This window comes from [Rhizobium] kunmingense, from assembly GCF_977018605.1.
In genome coordinates this window covers 3,587,222-3,610,631 of record NZ_CDRNXG010000001.1, presented here as the reverse complement: position 1 = coordinate 3,610,631, position 23,410 = coordinate 3,587,222, and the positions used below count along the sequence as shown (strand labels likewise).

Annotated in this window: 21 protein-coding genes and 1 other annotated feature; of the genes, 10 read left to right on the top strand and 11 right to left on the bottom strand. The window is 61.5% G+C overall.

The genetic code is table 11. The annotated features are described in order from the left end of the window. Nucleotides 1-3: 3 nt before the first annotated feature. From AC0JZ4_RS17460 to purM, 4 genes are all read right to left on the bottom strand, one after another. Nucleotides 4-411 (bottom strand): type II toxin-antitoxin system VapC family toxin, encoded by a 408-nt coding sequence (locus tag AC0JZ4_RS17460; RefSeq protein ID WP_471887579.1) that lies wholly within the window; start codon nucleotides 409-411, stop codon nucleotides 4-6. Beyond that, a complete protein-coding gene (locus AC0JZ4_RS17455) occupies nucleotides 408-653 on the bottom strand; it encodes a type II toxin-antitoxin system Phd/YefM family antitoxin (RefSeq protein WP_471887578.1) in 246 nt (81 codons plus the stop codon). The genes AC0JZ4_RS17460 and AC0JZ4_RS17455 overlap by 4 nt, the downstream gene beginning before the upstream one ends. Before the next feature lie 65 nt (nucleotides 654-718). Then, entirely contained in the window at nucleotides 719-1,378 is a 660-nt protein-coding gene (gene purN, locus AC0JZ4_RS17450) for a phosphoribosylglycinamide formyltransferase (protein ID WP_471887577.1), read from the bottom strand. A 29-nt stretch (nucleotides 1,379-1,407) separates the two neighbouring features. After that, nucleotides 1,408-2,481 carry a phosphoribosylformylglycinamidine cyclo-ligase gene (gene purM, locus AC0JZ4_RS17445; protein WP_471887576.1) on the bottom strand — a complete coding sequence of 358 codons (1,074 nt, stop codon included), beginning with the start codon at nucleotides 2,479-2,481 and terminating at the stop codon, nucleotides 1,408-1,410. Nucleotides 2,482-2,701: 220 nt separating this feature from the next. On the opposite strand from purM, the gene AC0JZ4_RS17440 reads away from it, so the two are divergent. The 4 genes from AC0JZ4_RS17440 to ppx all read left to right on the top strand — a co-directional run bounded on the left by AC0JZ4_RS17440 (nucleotide 2,702) and on the right by ppx (nucleotide 8,386). Next, nucleotides 2,702-3,868 (top strand): AI-2E family transporter, encoded by a 1,167-nt coding sequence (locus AC0JZ4_RS17440; protein WP_471887575.1) that lies wholly within the window; start codon nucleotides 2,702-2,704, stop codon nucleotides 3,866-3,868. A gap of 5 nt (nucleotides 3,869-3,873) precedes the next feature. Continuing rightward, the gene (gene hdaA, locus AC0JZ4_RS17435) at nucleotides 3,874-4,581 is read left to right on the top strand and encodes a DnaA regulatory inactivator HdaA (RefSeq protein WP_471887574.1); all 708 of its coding nucleotides are present in this window, start codon (nucleotides 3,874-3,876) and stop codon (nucleotides 4,579-4,581) included. Nucleotides 4,582-4,653: 72 nt separating this feature from the next. Beyond that, complete coding sequence (locus AC0JZ4_RS17430) at nucleotides 4,654-6,846, top strand: RNA degradosome polyphosphate kinase (RefSeq protein ID WP_471887573.1); 2,193 nt, start codon at nucleotides 4,654-4,656, stop codon at nucleotides 6,844-6,846. Between the two features lie 19 nt (nucleotides 6,847-6,865). Beyond that, nucleotides 6,866-8,386, top strand: a complete 1,521-nt coding sequence (gene ppx / locus AC0JZ4_RS17425) for an exopolyphosphatase (RefSeq protein WP_471887572.1) — start codon at nucleotides 6,866-6,868, stop codon at nucleotides 8,384-8,386. Between the two features lie 42 nt (nucleotides 8,387-8,428). Here the strand turns inward: ppx and AC0JZ4_RS17420 are convergent, their stop codons facing one another. Then, entirely contained in the window at nucleotides 8,429-8,872 is a 444-nt protein-coding gene (locus AC0JZ4_RS17420; RefSeq protein WP_471887571.1) for an SRPBCC family protein, read from the bottom strand. A gap of 149 nt (nucleotides 8,873-9,021) precedes the next feature. Beyond that, on the bottom strand, nucleotides 9,022-10,377 hold the full coding sequence (locus AC0JZ4_RS17415; RefSeq protein WP_471887570.1) for an esterase-like activity of phytase family protein: 1,356 nt from the start codon (nucleotides 10,375-10,377) through the stop codon (nucleotides 9,022-9,024). A 209-nt stretch (nucleotides 10,378-10,586) separates the two neighbouring features. On the opposite strand from AC0JZ4_RS17415, the gene AC0JZ4_RS17410 reads away from it, so the two are divergent. Together AC0JZ4_RS17410 and AC0JZ4_RS17405 are read left to right on the top strand one after the other, a co-directional pair. Further along, on the top strand, nucleotides 10,587-10,862 hold the full coding sequence (locus AC0JZ4_RS17410) for a FitA-like ribbon-helix-helix domain-containing protein (RefSeq protein WP_471887569.1): 276 nt from the start codon (nucleotides 10,587-10,589) through the stop codon (nucleotides 10,860-10,862). Next, nucleotides 10,859-11,275 carry a PIN domain-containing protein gene (locus AC0JZ4_RS17405; RefSeq protein ID WP_471887568.1) on the top strand — a complete coding sequence of 139 codons (417 nt, stop codon included), beginning with the start codon at nucleotides 10,859-10,861 and terminating at the stop codon, nucleotides 11,273-11,275. The genes AC0JZ4_RS17410 and AC0JZ4_RS17405 overlap by 4 nt, the downstream gene beginning before the upstream one ends. A gap of 9 nt (nucleotides 11,276-11,284) precedes the next feature. Here the strand turns inward: AC0JZ4_RS17405 and rnd are convergent, their stop codons facing one another. The 3 genes from rnd to AC0JZ4_RS17390 all read right to left on the bottom strand — a co-directional run bounded on the left by rnd (nucleotide 11,285) and on the right by AC0JZ4_RS17390 (nucleotide 14,364). Then, nucleotides 11,285-12,430 (bottom strand): ribonuclease D, encoded by a 1,146-nt coding sequence (rnd, locus tag AC0JZ4_RS17400; protein WP_471887567.1) that lies wholly within the window; start codon nucleotides 12,428-12,430, stop codon nucleotides 11,285-11,287. 79 nt (nucleotides 12,431-12,509) lie between these two features. Further along, complete coding sequence (locus AC0JZ4_RS17395) at nucleotides 12,510-13,748, bottom strand: MFS transporter (protein WP_471887566.1); 1,239 nt, start codon at nucleotides 13,746-13,748, stop codon at nucleotides 12,510-12,512. A gap of 160 nt (nucleotides 13,749-13,908) precedes the next feature. Beyond that, nucleotides 13,909-14,364, bottom strand: a complete 456-nt coding sequence (locus AC0JZ4_RS17390; RefSeq protein ID WP_471887565.1) for a DUF411 domain-containing protein — start codon at nucleotides 14,362-14,364, stop codon at nucleotides 13,909-13,911. 739 nt (nucleotides 14,365-15,103) lie between these two features. Here AC0JZ4_RS17390 and aspS point away from each other — a divergent pair. The 3 genes from aspS to AC0JZ4_RS17375 all read left to right on the top strand — a co-directional run bounded on the left by aspS (nucleotide 15,104) and on the right by AC0JZ4_RS17375 (nucleotide 19,794). After that, nucleotides 15,104-16,894, top strand: a complete 1,791-nt coding sequence (gene aspS / locus AC0JZ4_RS17385) for an aspartate--tRNA ligase (RefSeq protein WP_471887564.1) — start codon at nucleotides 15,104-15,106, stop codon at nucleotides 16,892-16,894. Between the two features lie 194 nt (nucleotides 16,895-17,088). Further along, nucleotides 17,089-19,200, top strand: coding sequence for a methyl-accepting chemotaxis protein (locus AC0JZ4_RS17380; RefSeq protein ID WP_471887563.1), 2,112 nt, complete (start codon nucleotides 17,089-17,091; stop codon nucleotides 19,198-19,200). Nucleotides 19,201-19,473: 273 nt separating this feature from the next. After that, on the top strand, nucleotides 19,474-19,794 hold the full coding sequence (locus AC0JZ4_RS17375) for a DUF1236 domain-containing protein (protein WP_471887562.1): 321 nt from the start codon (nucleotides 19,474-19,476) through the stop codon (nucleotides 19,792-19,794). A 197-nt stretch (nucleotides 19,795-19,991) separates the two neighbouring features. On the opposite strand, the gene AC0JZ4_RS17370 is transcribed toward AC0JZ4_RS17375, so the two are convergent. Continuing rightward, complete coding sequence (locus AC0JZ4_RS17370) at nucleotides 19,992-20,231, bottom strand: amino acid transporter (protein WP_471887561.1); 240 nt, start codon at nucleotides 20,229-20,231, stop codon at nucleotides 19,992-19,994. A 119-nt stretch (nucleotides 20,232-20,350) separates the two neighbouring features. After that, nucleotides 20,351-20,408, top strand: a sequence feature (sul1 is cis-regulatory element that is thought to sense ions involved in sulfur or methionine metabolism; They are found in Alphaproteobacteria). A gap of 67 nt (nucleotides 20,409-20,475) precedes the next feature. Between AC0JZ4_RS17370 and AC0JZ4_RS17365 the strand changes: the two genes are divergently transcribed. Further along, a complete protein-coding gene (locus AC0JZ4_RS17365; RefSeq protein ID WP_471887560.1) occupies nucleotides 20,476-21,963 on the top strand; it encodes a SulP family inorganic anion transporter in 1,488 nt (495 codons plus the stop codon). A gap of 59 nt (nucleotides 21,964-22,022) precedes the next feature. On the opposite strand, the gene AC0JZ4_RS17360 is transcribed toward AC0JZ4_RS17365, so the two are convergent. Next, the gene (locus AC0JZ4_RS17360; protein ID WP_471887559.1) at nucleotides 22,023-23,216 is read right to left on the bottom strand and encodes a hypothetical protein; all 1,194 of its coding nucleotides are present in this window, start codon (nucleotides 23,214-23,216) and stop codon (nucleotides 22,023-22,025) included. Nucleotides 23,217-23,410 lie beyond the last annotated feature (194 nt).

Sequence of the window (23,410 nt, the reverse complement as noted above, 5' to 3'; positions counted from 1 at the left end):
CCATCAGCTTAGGAGCCTCACGCCTTCTTTCGGGGCGGCTGACATCAATTTCTTGTCGAGCGTTGCAAGCGGCAGGCCCGTTTCGATCGAAAGCGCCAGATAGGCCGCATCATATGCGGTGAGATCGTGGCGTTCCGCAAGGGTGAGGATTGCGATATCGCTTTGCGGGATGTGGGTGTCGATCGGCAGGTTGCGCACCTTGCCCATCCCTTCGACCACCTTGTCGAACGGAATGCGGTTGCGCCGATACGACATCATGAGGACATTTCGTACTTCGTGCCACAGAAGGTCCGGCGCGGTCGCTCCCGTCACCTCTATCTGCGCGAGAAGAGCTTCGGTTTTTGCCGAGGCTTCGTCAGGCAATATCCATGTGCAGACGACGGATGCATCTATGACGAAGCTATCCGTCATTTACGACCGATCGCCTTCCATTCCGCGATCTCTTCCTGCGTGATGCTGGGCATCGTTGCACGAAAGGCTTTGATGTCCTCGATCGCCTTCCGTCGTTTCTCCGGATCAAACGCCGGCTTGGCGAGGCCTTTGAATTGCGCGACGGGCATGCCGTCTCTGACAAGAATGACCTCCTCGCCGGCTTCCACCCTGGCAAGCAGTTCGTTCAGATCGGCGTCTGCGATGTTGACGGTGATCGTCATGGCGTCTCTCCACCTGATGTCGCAGGATAGAGCCGGCCGGAAAAGCCGTCAATTGCGGCTGAATATCAGGCGCTGAGGATGCGCTGATCCGCCAGTGGGCCATCTGCGGTATCGGCGAAAACGGCCTTGCCGTCTTCCATCCTCACCTTGTCCTCGGCCATGAGCTTCAGCGCCGCCGGGTAGAGCCTGTGCTCGACGGTGAGTACTCTCGCCGCAAGCGTATCGGCCGTATCGCCTGCCGGAACAGGCACGGCGGCCTGCGCCACGATCGGGCCCTCGTCCATGCCTTCGGTGACGAAATGCACGGTGCAGCCGGCAATCTTCATGCCGGCCTCTATGGCGCGTTCATGGGTGTGAAGGCCGGGGAAAAGCGGCAGAAGCGAAGGGTGGATGTTGAGGATGCGGCCCTCATAGGGGCGAATGAAATCGCCCGAGATCAGCCGCATATAGCCCGCAAGGCAGATGATGTCCGGCGCAATTTCGGCAAGTGCCGCCAGAATGGCGGCCTCGTGCTCGGCCTTGCCGGCATAGGCCTTGCGCTCGAAGACGTGAGTGACAATGCCGCGCGCGCGTGCCTTTTCAAGCCCGCCGGCGGTCGGCTTGTCGGAGATCACCGCGACGATTTCGGCCGGAAAATCCGGTGCCGCACAGGCATCCGCCAGCGACACCATGTTGGAGCCGCCGCCGGAAATGAAGACGACGACGCGCTTCCTGGCCGAATTCATGATCTCACCCTTTGTCAGGCTTGAAGCTATCAGAGGCCGAGCGTGCCCTTGTAGATGACGCCGGCGTCGCCTTCCGCGCGCTCGACCATGCGGCCGAGCTGAACGACTGTTTCACCTTCGGCGGCAAGCGCCTTCGTGACGGCCTCAGCGTTTTCAGCCGAAACGACGACGATCATGCCGACGCCGCAGTTGAAGGTGCGCAGCATTTCCTTCGGCTCGACGCCGCCGGTCTTCGAAAGCCAGGAGAAGACGGCCGGAACCGGAATGTTGCCGAGTTCGATTTCGGCCGCGAGATGCTTCGGCAGCACGCGCGGAATGTTTTCCGGAAAACCGCCGCCGGTGATGTGGGCGAGCGCCTTCAAGGCATGCGTCTCGCGGATCGCCTTCAGAAGCGGCTTCACATAGATGCGGGTCGGCGTCAGCAGGGCTTCACCGAGCTTCTTGTCCGCCGCGAACGGGGCAGGAGCGTCCCAGCCGAGGCCGGAGAGTGCCACGATCTTGCGCACCAGCGAGAAACCATTGGAATGGACGCCGGAAGAGGTGAGGCCGAGGATGACGTCGCCGGGTGCGATATCGCCGGCCGGCAGCAGCTGGCCGCGTTCGGCAGCACCGACGGCAAAGCCTGCAAGGTCATAATCGCCATCGGAATACATGCCCGGCATTTCGGCCGTCTCGCCGCCGATCAGCGCGCAGCCGGATTCGACGCAGCCTGCAGCAATACCCTTGACGATCGCCGCACCCTGATCAGGGTCCAGCTTGCCGGTGGCGTAGTAATCGAGGAAAAGCAGCGGCTCTGCGCCCTGCACGACGAGGTCGTTGACGCACATGGCGACGAGGTCGATGCCGACCGTATCGTGGAAATCCGCATCGATGGCGATTTTCAGCTTGGTGCCGACGCCGTCGTTTGCCGCAACCAGGATCGGGTCGTTGAAGCCCGCGGCCTTCAGATCGAACAGGCCGCCGAAGCCGCCGATCTCACCGTCGGCGCCCGGACGACGGGTCGAACGCACCGCCGGCTTGATCTTCTCGACCATCAGGTTGCCCGCATCGATATCGACGCCTGCATCGCTATAGGTGAGACCGTTCTTGCCCGCCTCGCTCATATCCATCTCCAGTCCGGCACCAATGGGAACTTGTAAGTTGCCGCCAATTGCACGACCGGCCCGGATATGCAAGCGTTTCGGCCATGTTTTGAAGGCATTTCACAGGCAGGGTGGTGAAGTGAGACGTGAACTTGACCTCGTCCGTTAAGCCCCTCATATGCCATGGCTAAAGCCGGACTATGATTTTTATCCCGGTCTATCATTTTTATAAGGAGCAGACATGCCATACCACGTCAGTGGCGCAAGCCTGAAGCGTCACATCCTTTTCTGGCTTGGCGTCCTTGTCGGCTTCATCCTGTTCCTCTGGTTCTTCTCCTCCATCCTCTTGCCCTTCGTGGCCGGCATGGCGCTCGCCTACTTTCTCGATCCGGTCGCCGACTGGCTGGAGCGCCGCGGCTTGAGCCGCACCATGGCAACCGTGGTCATCCTCGTCTGCTTCGTCACCATTTTCGCGCTGGCGCTGATGCTGGTCATTCCGATCATCATCAATCAGTTCACCCAGCTCGCGGCGGCATTGCCCGGTTACATCACCGAATTGCAGCAGATCATTTCCAGTCCGCAGACCACCTTCCTGCCGCCATGGATCTCATCGCAGATCGAGACGGTGAAGGAAAACTTCTCGCAGGTCCTGAGCCAGGGGGCCGGCTTCATCGGCTCGCTGCTCGGCCAGATCTGGAACTCCGGCAAGGCGATCGTCGACGTCATGTCGCTTCTCGTCGTCACGCCGGTCGTCGCCTTCTATATCCTGCTCGACTGGGACCGGATGGTCCGCAAGGTCGACAGCTGGATACCGCGCGATCAGGTGGTGGTGGTGCGCCAGATCGCCCGTGAAATGGATCAGTCGGTCGCCGGTTTCATTCGCGGACAGGGCACGCTCTGCCTCATCCTCGGCATTTACTATGCCGTCGGCCTGTCGCTGGTGGGCCTCAACTTTGGCCTTTTGATCGGCTTCGTCGCCGGCATGATCTCTTTCATCCCCTATATCGGTTCGCTGCTCGGCCTCGTCATGGCGATCGGCGTGGCGCTCGTGCAGTTCTGGCCTGACTTCCCCTGGATCCTCGCCGTCGCTGCCGTGTTCTTTTCCGGCCAGTTCATCGAAGGCAACATCCTGCAGCCGAAACTGGTTGGCCAGAGCGTCGGCCTGCACCCGGTCTGGCTGATGTTCGCGCTCTTTGCCTTCGGCGCGCTGTTCGGCTTTGTCGGCCTGCTGATTGCAGTTCCGGCCGCGGCCGTCGTCGGCGTGCTTGTCCGTTTCGCCCTGTCGCGGTATCTTGACAGCGATATCTACTATGGCCGGTCCACCGAACTTCCCTGGGAGGAAGGTGCGCCCCACGCAGTCGACCACAAGGACGATCTGCGTGAAATCGAAGCACCGAAGAACAACTGAACCTGATGACCGAGACCAAAGACCGCCCGCACGGCAAGGGCGAGCAATTGCCCCTGCAATTTTCCCACGATGCCGCCCGCGGCCGCGATGACCTGATGGTATCCGAGCGCATGGCTGCCGCCGTGTCGATCGTCGACGAGTGGCCGAACTGGCCGTCGCCGGTCGTCGTGCTTGCCGGCCCGATCGGCTCGGGAAAAACCCATCTCGCCCATATCTGGCGCGAACAGTCGGGTGCGACCGAAATCCACCCGCTCGCCGGCTCCAACGCCTCGCAGATAGCGGCGCAAGGGCCGGTCCTGTTCGAGGACGCCGACCGTCGCGGCTTCGACGCTGCCGAACTGTTTCACGTCATCAATGCGGTTCGCCAGCACGGGCAGACCCTGCTGATGACCTCGCGCCTCTGGCCGACCTCCTGGAATGTCGATCTGCCGGACCTGAAGTCGCGGCTGAAGGCGGCGACCGTCGTTGAAATCGGCGAGCCGGACGAGGAGCTTCTGGCACAGGTGATGATCAAGCTGTTTTCCGACCGGCAGCTTAACATTGATGACAAACTGATAGGCTATATCGTGACGCGGATGGAACGCTCTCTGGAGATCGCCCAGCGCGTCGTCGAGCAGCTCGATCATCTGGCGCTGTCACGCGGCACCCGCATCAACCGTGCCTTGGCTGCGGAAGTGCTGGAGAGCCTCGGGCAAGCCGACGCGGGCGATTGACTGTCACAGTTCCGTCGTCAAAACATTATACGGCCGAAAGGCTTAACATTTGAGGACGGAGCCGCCGCAGCCATGGATCAGATCGCCGAACCACAGGACGTCAAGGAAGTCGAGGCGACACCGAGCTTCGAGGAGTTGCTCTCAAGCCCCGAACGCTTCATCAACCGCGAATTTTCCTGGCTGCAGTTCAACCGTCGCGTTCTGGAAGAGACGTTGAATACCGCGCACCCGCTGCTGGAGCGTGTCCGCTTCCTGTCGATCTCTGCCGCCAATCTCGACGAGTTCTTCATGGTCCGCGTCGCGGGCCTCGAAGGACAGGTCCGTCAGGGCATCGTCATCCGCAGCCCCGACGGCAAGACGCCTGCCGAACAGCTTGATTCGATCCTGCAGGAAATCGACAACCTGCAGATGGAACAGCAGGCTTCGCTTGCCGTGCTGCAGCAGTATCTTGCGCAGGAAGACATCCTGATCGTCCGCCCTGCGGCGCTGTCCGAGGAAGACCGGATCTGGCTTGCAACCGATTTCGAGGATGATCTCTTCCCCGTTCTCACGCCGCTGGCGATCGATCCGGCGCATCCTTTCCCGTTCATCCCCAACCTCGGCTTCACTATGGGCCTGCAGCTGCACAGCCTGCACGGCAAGGAGCCGATGACGGGGCTTCTGCGCCTGCCCACCACGCTCGACCGTTTCATCCGCTTGCCGGACGCGGGTACGACGACCCGCTACATCACGCTCGAAGATGTCGTCGGCATGTTCACCGACCGTCTTTTCCCCGGTTACGAGGTAAAGGGTGCCGGCACGTTCCGCATCATCCGCGACAGCGATCTTGAAGTGGAGGAAGAGGCCGAAGATCTCGTTCGTTTCTTCGAAACGGCACTGAAGCGCCGCCGCCGCGGCAAGGTCATCCGCATCGAGACGGACAGTGAAATGCCGGCGTCGCTGCGCCAGTTCGTCGTTCAGGAACTCGGTGTGCCGGAAAACCGCGTCGCGGTTCTGCCCGGTCTGCTGGCCCTCAACACGATGTCGGAAATCACCAAGGCGCCCAGGGACGACCTGCGCTTTGAAAGCTACAATGCGCGATTTCCCGAACGCGTCCGTGAACACGCCGGAGACTGCCTTGCCGCCATCCGCGAAAAGGACATGGTGGTCCACCATCCGTACGAGAGTTTCGACGTGGTGGTGCAGTTCCTTCTGCAGGCGGCCCGCGACCCGGACGTCCTCGCCATCAAGCAGACCCTCTACAGAACCTCCAACGACAGCCCCATCGTCCGAGCCCTGATCGATGCCGCCGAAGCCGGCAAGTCGGTGACGGCGCTGGTCGAGCTGAAGGCACGCTTCGACGAAGAGGCGAACATCCGCTGGGCGCGCGACCTTGAACGCGCCGGCGTGCAGGTCGTGTTCGGCTTCATCGAGCTGAAGACCCACGCCAAGATGTCGATGGTCGTGCGCCGTGAAGACGGCAAGCTCAGGACCTATTGCCACCTCGGCACCGGCAACTACCACCCGATCACGGCGAAGATTTACACCGACCTGTCCTTCTTCACCTGCAATCCGAAGATCGCCCATGACATGGCGAATATCTTCAACTTCATCACCGGTTACGGCGAGCCGAAGGAAAGCATGAAGCTTGCCGTCTCGCCCTACACGCTGCGTCCGCGCATCCTCCGCCATATCGAGGAGGAGATCGCACACGCCAAGGCGGGCCGGCCGGCGGCGATCTGGATGAAGATGAATTCGCTGGTAGACCCGGAAATCATCGATGCGCTCTATCGTGCGAGCCATGCCGGCGTCGAGGTCGATCTGGTCATCCGCGGCATCTGCTGCCTGCGCCCGCAGGTCAAGGGATTGTCTGACAACATCCGCGTCAAGTCGATCGTCGGCCGTTTCCTCGAACACAGCCGCATCTTCTGCTTCGGCAACGGCCAGGGCCTGCCGTCCGACAAGGCGCTCGTCTATATCGGCTCGGCCGACATGATGCCGCGCAACCTCGACCGTCGCGTCGAAACACTGGTGCCTCTCTTGAACCCGACGGTGCACGAGCAGGTTCTATCACAGATTATGCTGGGCAATCTGATTGACAACCAGCAGAGCTACGAGATACTGCCCGATGGGACGTCAAGGCGCATGGAGGTGCGGCAGGGTGAGGAACCATTCAACGCCCAGCACTATTTCATGACTAACCCGAGCCTTTCCGGCCGGGGCGAAGCCTTGAAGTCGAGCGCACCGAAACTGATTGCAGGCGTGATGTCAGGCCGCAAGAAGTAGTCAGGCAAGAATAGGCAGTATGGTACGATCAGAAGCTCAGGGGCGGCTGCCCGGCATCGCCCCTGTTACGGTTATCGATATCGGATCGAACTCGGTTCGCGTCGTCATCTACGAAGGCCTGTCTCGCGCACCCACCGTTCTTTTCAACGAGAAGGTATTGTGCGGCCTCGGCAAGGGGCTCGGCTCCAATGGCCGAATGGATGATGAAGGCGTAGCGCGCGCACTTGCGGCCCTCAAGCGGTTCAAGGCGCTCTCCGATCAGGCCCGTGCCACGGCAATCTACGTTCTGGCGACCGCTGCCGCCCGCGAGGCGAGCAACGGCCCGGCCTTCATTCGCGATGCCGAGGAAATTCTCGGTCAGGAAATCCAGCTCCTTTCCGGCGAGGAAGAAGCGCGCTATTCCGCTTTCGGTGTGATCAGCGGCTTTCACGATGTCGACGGCATTGCCGGCGACCTCGGCGGCGGCTCGCTGGAACTGATCGACATCAAGGGCCACGAATTCGGCCGCGGCATCACCCTGCCGCTCGGCGGTATCCGACTATCGGAGAGTTCCGGCAACTCGCTGGTCAAGGCTCGTACCTTCGCCCGCAAGCAGGTCAATACCGCCCGCTTTCTGGAGAAGGGCGCAGGGCGCACCTTCTATGCGGTCGGCGGCACATGGCGCAACATCGCCAAGCTGCACATGGAAATGACCGATTATCCGCTGCACATGATGCAGGGCTACGAGCTTTCGCTGGACGAGATGCAGCGCTTCCTCAATGAGGTGGTGACCGCAAGGGACAGCAAGGACAGCGCCTGGCAGGCCGTGTCGAAGAACCGCCGCTCGCTTCTTCCCTATGGCGCCATCGCCATGCAGGAAGTGCTGAGCGTCATGAAGCCGGCAACGATCACCTTTTCCGCGCAAGGCGTGCGTGAAGGCTATCTCTATTCGCTGATGTCGGAGGAAGAGCGTCAGGCCGATCCGCTGCTCGTCGCCGCCGACCAGTTGGCGATCCTGCGTGCCCGTTCGCCGGAGCACGCCCGCGAACTGGCCGATTGGACCGGCCGCATGGTGTCCTTCTTCGGCATCACGGAAACGGAAGAGGAGCGCCGCTACCGCGAGGCTGCCTGCCTCGTCGCCGACATCAGCTGGCGCGCTCATCCCGATTACCGCGGCGCTCAGGCGCTCAACGTGATCGCCCACTCGTCCTTCGTCGGCATCAGCCATCCCGGTCGCGCCTATCTGGCGCTCGCCAACTATTACCGTTTCGAGGGCTTGTCCGACAACGGCGCCACAGGGCCGCTGACGACGATCGCGACACCGCGTCTTCTCGAGCTCGCCAAGCTGCTCGGCGGCCTGCTGCGCGTGGTCTATCTCTTCTCGGCATCGATGCCGGGGCTGGTCAACCACCTGACCTTCCGTCAGTCGGCCTCGCCGGATCTCGATCTCGAATTCGTCGTGCCGCATCGCTATGCCAATTTCGCCGGCGAGCGTCTCGATGGTCGCCTGCAGCAGCTGGCCAGGCTGACTGGCAAGCGCCTGGCCTTCAGGTTCGAATAGGGTGCCTTGCTGACAACAGTGAAAGGTGATGTTTGAGACCTTTCACTGTTCGATATTCGGCTCCACCAGCCGCGCCAGGTTGTTGAGGCATTCCTGCCAGCCCAGATAGCAGGCCTCGGCGGGAATGACGTCCGGCACGCCGGCTTGCGTGATCTCCAGATCGGTGCCGACGGAGACCGCCTTCAGGGAAATCGTCACGTCCATCTCGCCGGGCAGGTTCGGATCGTCGAAGCGATCCGTATAGCGGATCAGGCTCGCCGGCACGAGTTCATGAAATTCGCCGCCGAAAGAGTGGCTGTCACCCGTCGTGAAGTTGCGGAATGACATTCTGAACGCGCCGCCGATTTTTGCATCGAGGTGATGCACCGTGCAGGTGAAGCCGTTTGGCGGAAACCATTTTGTCAGCGCATCGGCCTCGAGAAAGGCGCGATAGACCTTCTCCGGGCCTGCGGCGAGAACGCGATGCAATCTGATCGTGCTCGGCATTTTGAAATCCTCCTCCTGTGCCGCTCTCTCCTCCAAGAACCTTGTCCGATGGTTCCTGACCGGCGGCATGAGAATAATCTCAGTATTTCGGCAAAAAGAAAACGCGACCGGGTAGCCGGCCGCGTTACCTGATGCGCCGATCGCGCCGGCTACTTCGCCGACAGGAACTCTGCCGCTTCGATCAGGCTGAATTCGTTGTCATCCGCCTTGTCGACGGCGCGGCCGGCCGAGAAAGGCAGGTTGTTGTCGTTGCCGATGACGAGATGGGTGGCGTCCACCTGATCGACATTCTCGATCGTCACGAACGGCATGTCATAGACGCCATCTTTCGAACCCGCCTTCTTCTTGTTGTCGGGGTCCTTGATGTTCATCAGGTCGATATAACCGATCTTGCGCACAGCTTTGCCGACATTGGCGTCGCTCATCTCGATCTTGTAGACGCGCTTCAATTCGGCCGGTGCCTCGAAGCAGTCCGGCTTCGGCTGCTTCGGATCGGCGCAGGCCTTGTCCGCGGTGCCGGCGCCGTTGTCGCGCTCGATGACGAGAGCGGTCGTTGCATCCAGCATGTTGAAGTCGCCGATCGCTACGCCCTTTTCAGCCAGCGGATAAAGCCAGGAGCGGCCGGTCCAGCCTTTCGACGCGACGTCGAATTCTATGACCCGCAGCGCCGTGCGACCATCGATCTGCTCGACCTTGCCGTCTTCGAGAAAGAGCGGGCCTTCCAGCATGCCGTAGAGCTTCGACCCGTCCTTCGACATCGCCATGCCCTCATAGCCGCCTGAACGCTTCAGGTTGAACACCGGCAGCTTGGCGGCCGGGTTCGCCGGCATCGAAAGCGTCTGGTTGTCGGGCGACTTGACCGGCTTGCCATCGACCATCGTCGCGACGACATCGGTCAGACGGCCTTCGGCATCGACCTTCATCAGGTAGGGGCCGAACTCCTCACCGAGCCAGAAGCCGTCTGCCACCGGCTGGATCGACTCGATATCGAAATCCGCACCCGTCAGATAGCGCTTCTCCGAACCCTCCATGGTGATCGGGAAGGGGGCGATACGGTTCGGATCGGACAGGAAGATATTTTTGACCACCTCGACCTTGTTGGTTGCCCAGTCGAACTTCACCTGATGCAGGAAAAGCATGGCGTCGGACGAGTTGGCCTTGGAGCCGAAGCCGTTGTCGGACAGGGTCCAGAATGTCCCGTCGGCCATCGCCTTGATGCCGGAAAAACCCTGGATCGGCTGGCCGTCGAGCGGCAGCTTGACGTCGGTGACGCGCGCGCCATCCTTGCCGTCGATCGTGCCGAGCGCTTCGACGCGCTTGCCGGGCGCGGTGAACTTGCCGGACGCCTTGAGAAATTCCGGCGCATCGGCCGGCGCCTGTTCGATCGTGTTGGCCGGCAGGATCGCCTGGCCGGCGAGCTTGGCCGGAAATTCCGTGCCGTCAGCCAGCGCGGAACCGGCCATCAGGGCCGCGATTGCAACGGAAGTGATAAAGGTTTTGGTCATGAAAACACCCGCTTGTCTCGCATTGAACTGCAAGCCTCGATAGGCGTCGTGCATGACGGGTGGGTGATGGTATCTTGAAGCTTGGATGAAATTTCGGTGGCGCGAAGGATCAAGCTGCTGCGTCGCACGGAACGCGCCGGCCGCGTTGAAAAGGGCGGGAGGAACGCCTATCATTGGGCCACCGAAGTGACCCGATCGGAGGTGCGATGATGAATGCCATCACGATAAGAAACCTGTCCGATGCGGCGGCAAAGGCGCTCGAAGCGCGCGCAGCCGAGAATGGCACGACAGCCGACGTCGAAGCAGAGCGGATATTACAGGAGGCATTGGCCGTGGATGCGGACAACGGTGATCCGGATGACACGCCTGCCTCAGGGGAGGACCTCATCCTGGCCTTTCAGAAGTTGCGCGAGGAATATCCGGAGCTTGAAGAGATCGAGTTCAAGCGTGACCAGACCCCGGCCAGAGCTGCATCGTTCGAATGATCATTCTCGACACGAATGTTATTTCGGAGATCAACAAGCAAAATGTCGATGCCAATGTAAGGACTTGGCTGCGCGCACAATCGCCGCAATCATTGTTCGCAACCTCGGTTAGCCTTGCTGAAGTGCTCTACGGCATCGAGATTTTGAGCGATGGAAAACGGAAAATTGGTTTGAAGAGGGGTATGGCGGAGGTCTTCGTAAGATACTTTCGCTCTCGCATCCTGCCCTTCGACGATCGTGCCGCGTATCTTTACGGTGTGTCCGTTGCCGCAGCGCGCACCAGGGGCAAGGCGATCCTGATCGCTGATGGCCAGATTGCAGCTATCGCCAAAGTCCACGGCTTCACCATTGCAACACGTGATACCGCCCCTTTCGACGCGGCCGGTGTGCCGGTCATCGATCCGTGGAAATGACGGGCGGTCTTAGAGTTCGACCGCCTCGACCTTCTTGTTGACGAAGCGCAGCGCCACGCCGCCTTCGATCAGCTTCAGCGCCGTGTCGCCGAAAAGCTCGCGACGCCAGCCGGAAAGGGCGGCAACCTGTGCGCTCTCGCCTTCCGACGCGATCTTTTCCAGATCATCCGTATTGGCGATCACCTTGGCGGCGACGCCCTGCTTGTCGGAGACGAGCTTCAGCAGAACCTTGAGCAGTTCGACGGCTGCGGCTGTTCCTTCCGGCACGTGGGCGTGCTTGGGCGGATGCGGCATGTCGGCCTTCGGCAGCGCAAGTGCCGCGTTGACCGCCTCGACGATCGCAGCCCCCGATGCCGAGCGTTCCCAACCCTTCGGGATGGTGCGCAGGCGGCCCAGCGCTTCGCTATCCTTCGGCTGCTGCTGGGCGATCTCATAGATCGCATCGTCTTTCAGCACGCGAGACCGCGGTACGTTGCGGCTGCGGGCCTCTCGCTCGCGCCAGGCGGCGACGAATTTCAAGATTGCAAGCTCGCTCGGCTTGCGCAGTCGCGCCTTGAGACGCTGCCAGGCGTCGTCCGGATGCAGGTCGTAGGTGCCCGGATTTTCCAGGATCGCCATTTCCTCGGTCAGCCACAGGGCGCGGCCTTCGCGCTCAAGCTGTTCCTTGAGGTGCAGGTAGACGTCGCGCAGATGGGTGACGTCGGCCAGCGCATAGTCGAGCTGCTTTTCCGACAGTGGCCTGCGGCTCCAGTCGGTGAAGCGCGATGACTTGTCGATCTGGACGTTCTTCACCCGGCTGACGAGCTGGTCATAGGAGACGCTGTCGCCGAAGCCGCAGACCATGGCGGCGACCTGCGTGTCGAAGATCGGGTGTGGCACCAGCTTGCCGAGATGGTGGATGATTTCGATATCCTGCCGCGCGGCGTGAAACACCTTCACCACCGCCGGGTTTGCCATCAGCTCGAAGAAGGGCGTCAGATCCAGGCCCTTGGCGAGCGGATCGACAAGCACTTCCGTGTCCGGGCTCGCCATCTGGATCAGGCAGAGTTCCGGCCAGAACGTCGTTTCCCTCAGAAACTCCGTGTCGATTGTGATGAAATCCGATTGGGCCAGTTGGTGACAGGCTTGGGCGAGAGCTGCGGTTGTATCGATCATCGTTCCGTTCACGTGCGGTAATCCACCTTCCTTTCCCTTTGAGCTGCTGATGTCAATAGCTGCAAGGGATCGGGCGGTTCTAGTCCCGGCGATCTTTGTCTGTCGGCGCCGCAAGACGGTTGAAATAGGCTGAGGTTCGCAACAGGGCGCGGAACCGGGAATGCCGCTCATTCGGCGGTACGGGCGCCCGCACGCGCATGCGCCGCAGGGTGAATATGAGGAAGCCGAGGAAGATGAAGGACGTATAGGCGAAGAAGGCGCGCGGGCCGTAATATTCGAGCAGCGTTGCGGCCAGCAACGGGCCGAAGGTTGCTCCGACCGACCAGAAGAACAAAAGGCCGGCAGCGACAAGCGCATATTCACCGGGCTTGGCGTGGTCGTTGCCATGCGCCGAACAGAGTGAATAGAGCGGCATCGAGAACGCGCCGAAAAGGAAGATTGCGATGATATTGGCCGTTTCGCTGTCACCGGCGCCGAAGGAAAGATAGCTGCCGGTGATGATAGACCCGATCGTCGCCCAGATGATCACCCGACGCCGGTCGAGCCGGTCCGAATAGAGGCCGAGCGGATATTGCAGCACCACGCCACCGATGATGCCGGCGCTCATGAAGGTGGCGATCGAGGTGATGTCCATGCCGATCTCATGCGCATAAACGGGGCCGATATTACGGAACGCGGCCATGGAGAGGCCGACGGCCACGACGCCGACGACGGCAAGCGGCGAGATCTTCCACACAGCCTTGAGGTCGAAGGTGATCGCGTCGGGCGGCGCGGGGCTGGATTTGTCGGCAACCGAGATCGGCACCAGCGAAAGGGTCATGGCGATTGCGATGATCGAGAAGATCGCCTGTCCTTCTATGCCAACCGTCGGGATGAGATATTGCGCTGCCGTGACCGAGCCGAGATCGACGAAACGGTAGATGGAAAGCGTTCGCGCCCGGTTGGCGTTGGTCACCTTGGCGTTGATCCAGCTCTCGACGGTAGCGAAGAGGCTGGCGACTGCCATGCCGATGAAGAAGCGCATCAGCGCCCATGCGACCGGATCGATGATCTGCGACAGCACGATCGAGCAGGATGCGCCGATTGCGGCCATCGCGGCGAAGGTGCGTATATGGCCGATGGATCGCAACAGTCGCCCGACATAGATGCAGCCGATCGCAAAGCCGATACTGTAGGCAGCACCGATCAGGCCGATGATCGAGGGGGTAAACCCTTCCGCCGTGCCGCGCAAGGCGATGAACGTACCCTGCAGACCGTTGCCGCCGATCAGGATGCCGGCGGTGACGAGGAGAGGTACGAGGGGGCGGATGTGGCTCATGGTGATGCGAAGGGAATCTGTGCCGCGGAAATGTTGCCAGAAGCTGTAGCGCGGCACGTGGCAAAGCGACAGGTCTGAAACGACGTGTCCGTTCCATTCATGCGAAAAGATCCGCCCCGCCTGCGACAAGGGGCGGATCCCGCCTTCAAGGACTGAGGCGTTACGGGCGTATTTCCATATAGACGCTCTGGCTGCCATCCCGATGAAGCGCGATCACGTCGTAGGAGGCATCGGCATCCTCGCCCATGCCGAGCGCGCCGGTCGGCATGCCGGGCACGGCGAGACCGGCTATGTCCGGCCTTTCGCTCAGGACCTTGTTGACGGCTTCGAGCGGTACGTGTCCTTCGAAGACATAGCCATCGGCAACCGCCGTGTGGCAGCTCTGTGCCTCGGATGGAACGGCATGGCTGGATTTCAGCGCATCCATATCCTCGATATTTTCGACGGTCAGCGCGATGCCTGATGCCTTGAGCGCCTTGCCCCATTCCTCGCAGCAGCCGCAATAGGGCGATTTGTACATGACCATGTCGGCCAGGGCGGCATTGGCAACACTGAGCGCCGCGCCGGCCGTCAGCGCAAGTGCGAGCGATCTCGCCAGCAGAGTTTGAGTGTTCATAAGGATGATCTCCCTTGTTCAGCGAACGGTAGTGGTGATCGGACGGTCATGCCGTCCGGGTTCGGCTGAAGGGCGATTTCGGTGGTGGAGCAGGTGGCGCCCGCCTGAGCGATGTGAGCGGGCCGTACCTGCCTTCGGCATAAACCACGGGTGACAAAGCAGGGGCCATTACAGACAGGTGGGTCGGGACAAGTACAGCCGTAACCTGCATCTGGCAGGCGGCGAGCAGACAGCCGGCCTTCGAGCACCGGTTATCTAAGAGGTGGGCATCGACGGGCAGGTGGCTCCTGTGACGCAACAGCCCCGCGGCATCGGCATGAATGTGCCCGGCAAACGATGGCGTCGGTTCAAACGCATGAACGACTGGCCCCCGCGCGATGAAGAGCGCGGCCAGAAGCATACATGCAAACCGCAACATCGTGACCATGCGCGAAAGATCGCATTCCGGCCGCTGCATGGGAAGAGGGCGCCAAGGGGACATATCCCCGCACCCCGGCGGCTGGCAGGTGTGAGTCGTCAAGCTCTCACGGACGTCGCGTGTCTCGGCAACTTGCGGATAACGGCTCCGCAAAACATCCCGGCAGCCGCCCAAATGCCGTCTTGCGGGCGTCCGGCACCCCTCAAGCCTTGACAAATCGGGCCGCCCATGCGCTTTTCGCGCCGATTTTCCATGACGGTCGGCGGCGTCGCTTCGCATGCCGGAAAAGCCGTTCAAAAGCATCAGTCCAGGATTGAAGTCATGCATCGTTACCGCAGCCACACCTGTGCCGCCCTCCGCAAGTCGGATGTCGGCTCCAATGTCCGCATTTCCGGCTGGGTCCATCGCGTGCGAGATCATGGCGGCGTCCTGTTCGTCGACCTGCGCGACCATTACGGCATGACCCAGGTCGTCTGCGACCCCGACAGCCCGGCCTTCAAGGCTGCCGAAACCGTGCGTGGCGAATGGGTCATCCGCATCGATGGCACCGTCAAGGCGCGTTCGGAAGAGACCGTCAACAAGACGATGGCGACCGGCGAAATCGAACTTTACGCCAAGGAAATCGAAGTCCTCGGCGCCGCCAAGGAACTGCCGCTGCCGGTCTTCGGCGAGCCGGAATATCCGGAAGACGTGCGCCTCAAGTACCGCTTCCTCGACCTGCGCCGCGAAACGCTGCACAAGAACATCGTCAAGCGCACCCAGATCATCGCTGCCATGCGCCGCGAAATGACCGCCGGTGGCTTCACCGAATATTCGACGCCGATCCTGACCGCCTCCTCGCCGGAAGGCGCACGCGACTTCCTCGTGCCGTCGCGTATCCATCCCGGCAAGTTCTTCGCCCTGCCGCAGGCGCCGCAGCAGTACAAGCAGCTGATGATGGTTGCCGGTTTCGACCGCTACTTCCAGATCGCTCCGTGCTTCCGCGACGAAGACCCGCGCGCCGACCGTCTGCCGGGCGAATTCTACCAGCTCGACCTCGAAATGAGCTTCGTCACCCAGGAAGAAGTCTGGGAAACGATGGAGCCGGTCATGCGCGGCATCTTCGAAGAGTTTGCCGAAGGCAAGCCGGTCACCCAGGAATTCCCGCGCATCCCGTATGACGTTGCGATCCGCAAATATGGTTCCGACAAGCCGGACCTCAGAAACCCGATCGAGATGCAGGCCGTCACCGAGCACTTTGCCGGCTCCGGCTTCAAGGTGTTCGCCGGCATGATCGCCTCCAACCCGAAGGTCGAAGTCTGGGCGATCCCGGCCAAGACCGGCGGTAGCCGCGCATTCTGCGACCGTATGAACGCCTGGGCGCAGCAACAGGGCCAGCCGGGTCTCGGCTACATCTTCTGGAAGGAAGAAGAGGGCAAGGTTGCAGGCTCCGGTCCGCTCGCCAAGAACATTGGCGAAGAGCGCACCGAAGCGCTGCGCGTCCAGCTCGGCCTCGAAGCGGGCGACGCCTGCTTCTTCGTCGCCGGCGAACCGGAAAAGTTCTACAAGTTCGCAGGCGAAGCCCGTAACCGCGCTGCCGACGAACTGGGTCTCGCCAACAAGGACCAGTTCGCCCTGTGCTGGATCGTCGACTTCCCGTTCTTCGAATACAACGAAGAAGACAAGAAGATCGATTTCGCCCACAACCCGTTTTCGATGCCGCAGGGCGGCCTCGACGCGCTGGAAAACCAGGATCCGCTGACGATCAAGGCCTACCAGTACGACATGGTCTGCAACGGCTTCGAAATCGCCTCGGGCTCGATCCGTAACCAGCTGCCGGAGGTCATGGTCAAGGCCTTCGAAATGGTCGGTCTTTCCCAGCAGGACGTGGAAGACCGCTTCGGCGGCCTCTACCGCGCCTTCCAGTACGGTGCGCCGCCGCACGGCGGCATGGCAGCCGGCGTCGACCGCGTCGTCATGCTTTTGACCGGTGCAAAGAACCTGCGCGAGATCACGCTGTTCCCGATGAACCAGCAGGCGCAGGACCTGCTGATGGGCGCGCCCTCGGAAGCAACGACGCAGCAGCTGCGCGAACTGGCGATCCGCCCGATCCCGCCGGTCAAGAAGGACTGATTTCGGTTCTCGACCGAAACACTTCGGTAGGTTTGAAAACGGCGGCTTTCGGGTCGCCGTTTTTGCTTTGAGGCATACGCTACCTTTTCCACAGTCATAAAACTGTCATCGAAATTTCGCACCCGGTTTGAAGTTTATTTAAGCCCTGAGCTGCACTTATCCCGTCGACCTTCAACTGTTACGGGATCGACCTTTTGGCCTTTTTCTCCAATCTTCGGATTTCCCACCGTGTTCTGCTTCTCGCAGTCCTTGCGCTTGCGGGCATCGGTACGATCGCAGCTATATTCCTGGCGCAGCGGCAGGTGGAAGCTGGCTACAGGGCAACCGCGGAAACGCTGACGCAGAGCCAGGCCGATGTCGCCCGGATGTCGGCCGGGGTGCGTGATACGCTGCTTTGGGAGCAGTATTTTCTGATCCACAGGGATATGGCGTCGGTCGAGAAGTTTCAGGCGGCGATGAAGGGTGTGCGAGTCCTTCTGGACGACCTGCGCCTCACCGCCGGCGAAGAGCTTTCAGGCGCATTCGGCCAGCTTGATCGCGGCCTTTCAACCTATGAAGCCTCCTTCGTCACGCTTGTCGCCGACAACCAGAACCTTGGCCTCGACCAGAACAGCGGTCTGGAAGGCGCCATGCGCTCGGCCGTCCATTCCATCGAGCAGAGACTTCAGGCCGTCGATGATGCAGCCATCCGCGCCAGCATGCTGATGCTGCGCCGCCACGAGAAGGATTTCATCCTGCGCCGTGACCCGACCTATCTTGATAGGCATGCGGTCGAATCGGAACTCTTCATCGGCCTCGTCAAGCAGGCGTTCCGGCCGGGCGCGCAGCGCAGCCGTGTGATGGATGCGCTGGAAGTTTACCGCACCGCCTTCAAGCTCTATGCCGAAGGCAGTCTGAAGGAGGCGGCATCGCAAGCAGCTGTCTCAAGCGCCTATGATGCGCTTGAACCGCAAGTGTCTGCGGTCAGCACCAGCTATGAGGCGCGTCGCGCCGCAACGCTTGCCGAGAACACCCGGATCGCCGAACGTAATCTGATGCTCGTGGCCGGCATGATCGCCGCCGCGATCGTAATCCTGGCGATCGGCGTCTGGCTTATCGGGCGGTCCATCACCCGTCCCGTCGTCGCCATGACAGGCGCCATGCGCACCCTTGCCGGCGGCGAGACGGACATTGCGGTGCCCTCGCTCGGCGCCCGCAACGAATTCGGCGCGATGGCAGGGGCGCTCGAAACATTCCGGCAGGCGGCAATCACCAACCGCCGTCTGGAAGAGGAAGCCGCGGCTTCGCGCGCCCGTGCCGAGAGTGAGCGCCGTGAGATGCAGGAGACGGCCGAGGCCGAGGCCCGCGCAAGGCTGCAGCAGGCAACGAGCGGCCTTGCGGCGGGCCTGAACCGTCTGGCCGACGGGGATCTGTCCTTCACGCTCTCCGAGCCATTCGCGCCCGATTTCGAGCAGCTGCGCGCCGATCTCAACCAGACGGTCGCGCGTCTCGCCGAGGTCATGGCCGAAATCGCCAGGGCGAGCGGCACGATCGAGGGCGGCAGCCGCGAGATCGCCGGCAGCGCCGACGACCTGTCGCGCCGCACCGAACAGCAGGCCGCCTCGCTGGAAGAAACGGCGGCCGCGCTGGAACAGATCACCGCCAATGTCGGAAATTCCTCGCGCCGCTCGCAGGAGGCCCATGGTATCGCCAGCGACGCCAACAAGGCGGCCGAACATACACGCTGTCTCGTCAGCAATGCGCTGGAGGCGATGCGTCGCATCGAAGGCTCGTCGGAAAAGATTTCCGGCATCATCGGCGTCATCGACGAGATCGCCTTCCAGACCAATCTGCTCGCGCTCAATGCCGGCGTCGAAGCGGCGAGGGCCGGCGAGGCCGGTCGCGGCTTCGCCGTCGTGGCGCAGGAAGTGCGCGCACTCGCCGGCCGATCGGCCGATGCCGCCCGCGAAATCAAGCAGCTCATCAGGGTTTCTGCCGAAGAGGTGAAGGACGGCGTGCGCTCCGTGCGCGAGACCGGCGAGGCCCTGAGCGGCATCGGCAGCCGCGTCGAGGCGATCAACCTGCAGGTGGAGGCAATTGCCGTCTCGGCCCGCGAACAGTCGGTCGGGTTGGGAGAAATCAACAGTGCCGTCAACCTTCTCGATCAGGGCACGCAGCAGAATGCCGCCATGGTGGAGGAGAACAATGCGGCGAGCGCCCTCCTGATGGACGAGGCCCAGCGCTTGCGCGAACTGGTCGCCATGTTCCGCCTGCGGGAGAACCTGGCAACAAGCACGGCGCAGGAAAACGTCCATCGCGCCGCCTGAAGCCGATCCAGCAAAACTGCGTAGCGGTTTTGCGTTTGGAAACGCGCCAAATCAAAAAGACGAAGCCGTCTTGTGATTTGAAGAAAGGCGGAGTTGCCTTCGACGATCGGGGGGCTGGTGACGATGGTCTGCGTGAGAGGCCTTGCGTCGCCGGGTTTTTCGCAACCATGTCGACATTGTGGCCGGGAGCGCCACAATTAAGGCGGGCATTTTGTCGGAACCATAGTGGGACAGGCGTGTTGTTGTTGCCAGCAGAAGCAAGGGAGAAACAACATGCGTAAGCACCTGCTGGCCGCCTCTGCGGCCCTGATGGCCTTTACCGGCACCGCCTTCGCCCAGACGACGGTGATCACCCAGGACCCGATGACCACCAACTCGACTGTGGTCATGCCTGGCGAGGTCCGCACCTATGTGATGGAGCAGCCGGTTGAGTCCGTACCCTATGAGGGCGACGTCCTCGTCGGACGCGTTCTGCCTGAGGCGGTGGAAGTTCGTCCCGTCGATGGTTATGCGGATTACGGCTACACGATCGTCAACGAACGCCGCGTCATCGTGAACCCGGAAACGCGCACGGTGATCCAGGTTCTCGAGTGATCGAGATTATGATGCTGCGACTAAAGAAGGCCGAGCCTACACAGCTCGGCCTTTTGCCGTGGCTTGAATTCCTGCCTATTTGGCTGGTCAGTCACGATAGCCGGGGCCGAACTTGCGATTGACGATGTATAGCGCGACCGCTCCGAACAGGAGACCGGAAATCGGCATGAGCAGCATTCCGAAGAGTTCCCACATGTTCATGGTACGAGCCTTCTGAGAAGCAGACTTCCCCAGTAATGTAGGACGAAGGCCGCCAGAATACAAACGGTGCTTGTGATTGCCACCGAGCCGGTCAAGCCATTCGGACCGTAGAAGTTCGAAATCATTGGCGCGATGCCGCCAACGGCAAACATTGCGATCGCAATTCCATTCATGAACGTTGCCAGCAGCTTCAGCCGCTCGTTGTTGACCAGCTTTCGCTGCGCGTCATCATCCATCGGCATTCCCCCCGAAATCCCTTTCCCGATCCTAGCCGCAAACGCCACCTCACTGAAGCCCCACGGATGTGGGGGCAGACTTGGCATATCTCCATTCCGCCGCTATAGCTTGGGCATCACAAGGACTTGGGTGAGACCCCCGAGTGGCTCTTCCGGCCGCCGATCCGCCGGACAACACAAAGCATCAGCCGCGATTTCTCACTGGATACCTCCCTCCGGCATGCATGAATTTGTGCGATTTTCCATGAACCGATTTGTAACCTACCGCCGCGAGTGGTTTTCCAACATCCGTGGCGACATCCTGTCCGGCGTCGTCGTGGCGCTCGCCCTCATACCCGAGGCCGTCGGCTTCTCCATCATCGCCGGTGTCGACCCGAAGATCGGGCTGTTCGCTTCCGTCGCCATCGCCTGCACCACCGCGATCACCGGCGGCCGTCCGGCGATGATCTCGGCTGCAACGGCGGCGACCGCCGTCCTCATGGCCCCGCTCGTGAAGCAGCACGGCATCGAGTATCTCTTCGCCGCCACCATCCTGATGGGCATCCTGCAGATCGTTGCCGGCATGCTGAAGCTTGCACGCCTGATGCGCTTCGTGTCGAAATCGGTGATGACCGGCTTCGTCAACTCCCTGGCCATCCTGATCTTCATGGCGCAGCTGCCGCAGCTCACCAACGTGCCGCCCGTCACCTATGCGCTGATCGCGCTGGCACTTGCCGTCATCTATCTGTTTCCCTACCTGACGAAGGCGGTGCCTTCGCCGCTGGTCGCCATCGTCGTGGTGACGGTCACGGCTCTCAGCTTCGGTATTCATGTGCCGACCGTCGCCGATCTCGGCGAAATGCCGACCGCGTTGCCGGTCTTTGCGTTCCCGATGGTGCCTCTGACCTTCGAGACGCTGCAGATCATCTTCCCCTATTCTCTGGCGCTTGCCGCAGTCGGCCTGCTGGAATCGCTGCTGACAGCCCAGATTGTCGACGACATGACCGATACGACGAGCAGCAGGACGCGCGAATGCTACGGCCAGGGGAGCGGCAATATCGTCTCCGCCCTCTTCGGCGGCATGGGCGGCTGCGCCATGATCGGCCAGTCGGTGATCAACGTCTCGTCGGGCGGTCGCGGCCGGCTTTCCACCTTCGTCGCCGGCGCCTTCCTGCTCGTCCTGCTTCTCGTCCTCGACGATATCCTGCGTATCGTGCCGGTTGCTGCACTCGTTTCGATCATGATCGTCGTGTCGATCGGCACGTTTTCCTGGACATCGCTCGTCGATCTGAAACGCCATCCCGGCACCTCTTCGATCGTCATGCTGGCGACGATGGCAACGGTGCTTGCCACGCACGACCTGTCTCAGGGCGTCATCGTCGGCGTGCTGCTGTCCGGCGTCTTCTTCGCCGGCAAGGTGGCGCGCATGGTCACGGTCACGTCCTGGCTGTCGTCTGACGGTACCGTGCGAACCTACCGGGTCGAGGGGCAATTGTTCTTCGCATCCACCCAAAGCCTGCTGCAGGCCTTCGATTTCGAGGAGAAGCTGGCCGAAGTGACGATCGATGTCAGCCGAGCCCATCTCTGGGATATCTCGGCTGTCGGTGCGCTCGATCAGGTCGTGCTGAAATTCCGCCGCCGCGGCGTCGCCGTCGATGTCGAAGGGGCAAACGAGGCCAGTGCCGGCATGATCGACCGTTTCGCCCTGCACGACAAGGACCATGCCTCGCTGGCGAATTCAGCCGCCCACTGAAACGAGAAAAGCCCGGCAGTCATCCGCCGGGCTTCTTTGGCTATGCGGCCGGCGGTCGATCAGTCGTTCGCCTTCACCGTCACGCCGAGCACCTGCGGCAGCGTGTTCGGCGCGCCCATGCCGGCGCCGAGGATCATCGGGAAGGGCACGGGGTTCTGCGGCTGTGCAGTCAGCGTGAAGCTGCCCGGATCGTCCAGATAGGTGTTGACCGCCTGGCTGAGCGCGTTCTGCAATTCGGGAATGTTGTACTGGGACAGCACGATCGGCGTCATGGCCTTGATCATCTGGGCCATCTGGCTGCCGCTCGTGCCCTGCTGCTTGCCGGCCGTATCGAGCGCCTTCTGGGTGATGCCGGCATCCTCGAAACGGATCATCGCGCTGTTGAAGGTCAGGCGCTGCATCAGGCCGAGCATCGCCAGATTGGCCGCCTGTTGGGCCTCCTGCTTGTTCGGATTGCTCTCCATGGCCTTGGCCACCTCGTTGGAGGAGCGGACGAAGTCGAGCGTGTAGCCCGATAGGCTGAAAGCCATGTCGAGCTTGCCGACATTGGCGAAGTCGAGCACATATTCCTCGACGGCCAGCGTACCGGAATCAAGGCTCCAGCTACCGGTCAGATTGGCGCTGCCGTTCAGCGAGCTTATGCCCAGATCGGAGATCGTCTGGCGCGTATTCGGGTCGTCGATCGTGCCGAGGTCAGCCTTGATGTCGTTCACCTTCATGTCGAAGCCGACATTCTTGTCGTCGTCGGAGACCTCGGTGGTGATCGTCGAGGAGGCGATCGACATCACTTGCCTGCCGTCGACCTTGATATCCAGCGCGCCGGTGCTCGCTTCGTCATAGAGCAGGATCGCGTCGAGCGTGTTGCCGTTGGGGTCGCCCGGCACCGTCACGCCGGTCATCGCAATGTCCGAAGCATTGATCTCGGTCTTGTCCTGACGGATGGCGACGTTGTCGAAGGTCATGCTGTCGATCGTGTAACCGCCGCCATCGACCTCTTCGATGCCTTCCAGCTCGATCGTGCCGAGCGGCAGGCTGCCCTGGCCGTTGGGAGCTGAAAAACGGCTGTCGCGCAGCGTCACGTTCGATCCGTTCACTTCGACCGAACCCGGCGTGATGCCGGCACCCGGCTCCATGTAGAGCGCCTTGTTGATCTTGTTGACGAGATCGTTGCCATCGAGTGCGAAGGCGGGTGTACCGAACGCCAGAAGCGCTGTGCCGGCTGCGAGCAGCCGGGCCTTGGAAGCATAACGCATGAAGAACCTCCTGAAGGGCAGGGAACTACCCATGAAATCAATGGCATTTATAGGTCGGGCAAATGAAACGTCCATGGCTTTGTCAACCGGCTATCAGGCCCTTTTTGTGGCAGGCCGGAAACACAAGGCGTTGAGCTGAGGTTCTCCACAGCCAGAATGGCGCGCTTTGTTGCCGAAAACCGGGCTTTCCGCTA

Excerpts from the sequence above, each read along its gene's own strand:
- AC0JZ4_RS17460 (WP_471887579.1), bottom strand. The coding sequence starts at position 411 with ATGACGGATAGCTTCGTCATAGATGCATCCGTCGTCTGCACATGGATA.
- AC0JZ4_RS17455 (WP_471887578.1), bottom strand. The coding sequence starts at position 653 with ATGACGATCACCGTCAACATCGCAGACGCCGATCTGAACGAACTGCTT.
- purN (WP_471887577.1), bottom strand. The coding sequence starts at position 1,378 with ATGAATTCGGCCAGGAAGCGCGTCGTCGTCTTCATTTCCGGCGGCGGC.
- purM (WP_471887576.1), bottom strand. The coding sequence starts at position 2,481 with ATGAGCGAGGCGGGCAAGAACGGTCTCACCTATAGCGATGCAGGCGTC.
- AC0JZ4_RS17440 (WP_471887575.1), top strand. The coding sequence starts at position 2,702 with ATGCCATACCACGTCAGTGGCGCAAGCCTGAAGCGTCACATCCTTTTC.
- hdaA (WP_471887574.1), top strand. The coding sequence starts at position 3,874 with ATGACCGAGACCAAAGACCGCCCGCACGGCAAGGGCGAGCAATTGCCC.
- AC0JZ4_RS17430 (WP_471887573.1), top strand. The coding sequence starts at position 4,654 with ATGGATCAGATCGCCGAACCACAGGACGTCAAGGAAGTCGAGGCGACA.
- ppx (WP_471887572.1), top strand. The coding sequence starts at position 6,866 with ATGGTACGATCAGAAGCTCAGGGGCGGCTGCCCGGCATCGCCCCTGTT.
- AC0JZ4_RS17420 (WP_471887571.1), bottom strand. The coding sequence starts at position 8,872 with ATGCCGAGCACGATCAGATTGCATCGCGTTCTCGCCGCAGGCCCGGAG.
- AC0JZ4_RS17415 (WP_471887570.1), bottom strand. The coding sequence starts at position 10,377 with ATGACCAAAACCTTTATCACTTCCGTTGCAATCGCGGCCCTGATGGCC.
- AC0JZ4_RS17410 (WP_471887569.1), top strand. The coding sequence starts at position 10,587 with ATGAATGCCATCACGATAAGAAACCTGTCCGATGCGGCGGCAAAGGCG.
- AC0JZ4_RS17405 (WP_471887568.1), top strand. The coding sequence starts at position 10,859 with ATGATCATTCTCGACACGAATGTTATTTCGGAGATCAACAAGCAAAAT.
- rnd (WP_471887567.1), bottom strand. The coding sequence starts at position 12,430 with ATGATCGATACAACCGCAGCTCTCGCCCAAGCCTGTCACCAACTGGCC.
- AC0JZ4_RS17395 (WP_471887566.1), bottom strand. The coding sequence starts at position 13,748 with ATGAGCCACATCCGCCCCCTCGTACCTCTCCTCGTCACCGCCGGCATC.
- AC0JZ4_RS17390 (WP_471887565.1), bottom strand. The coding sequence starts at position 14,364 with ATGAACACTCAAACTCTGCTGGCGAGATCGCTCGCACTTGCGCTGACG.
- aspS (WP_471887564.1), top strand. The coding sequence starts at position 15,104 with ATGCATCGTTACCGCAGCCACACCTGTGCCGCCCTCCGCAAGTCGGAT.
- AC0JZ4_RS17375 (WP_471887562.1), top strand. The coding sequence starts at position 19,474 with ATGCGTAAGCACCTGCTGGCCGCCTCTGCGGCCCTGATGGCCTTTACC.
- AC0JZ4_RS17370 (WP_471887561.1), bottom strand. The coding sequence starts at position 20,231 with ATGGATGATGACGCGCAGCGAAAGCTGGTCAACAACGAGCGGCTGAAG.
- AC0JZ4_RS17365 (WP_471887560.1), top strand. The coding sequence starts at position 20,476 with ATGAACCGATTTGTAACCTACCGCCGCGAGTGGTTTTCCAACATCCGT.
- AC0JZ4_RS17360 (WP_471887559.1), bottom strand. The coding sequence starts at position 23,216 with ATGCGTTATGCTTCCAAGGCCCGGCTGCTCGCAGCCGGCACAGCGCTT.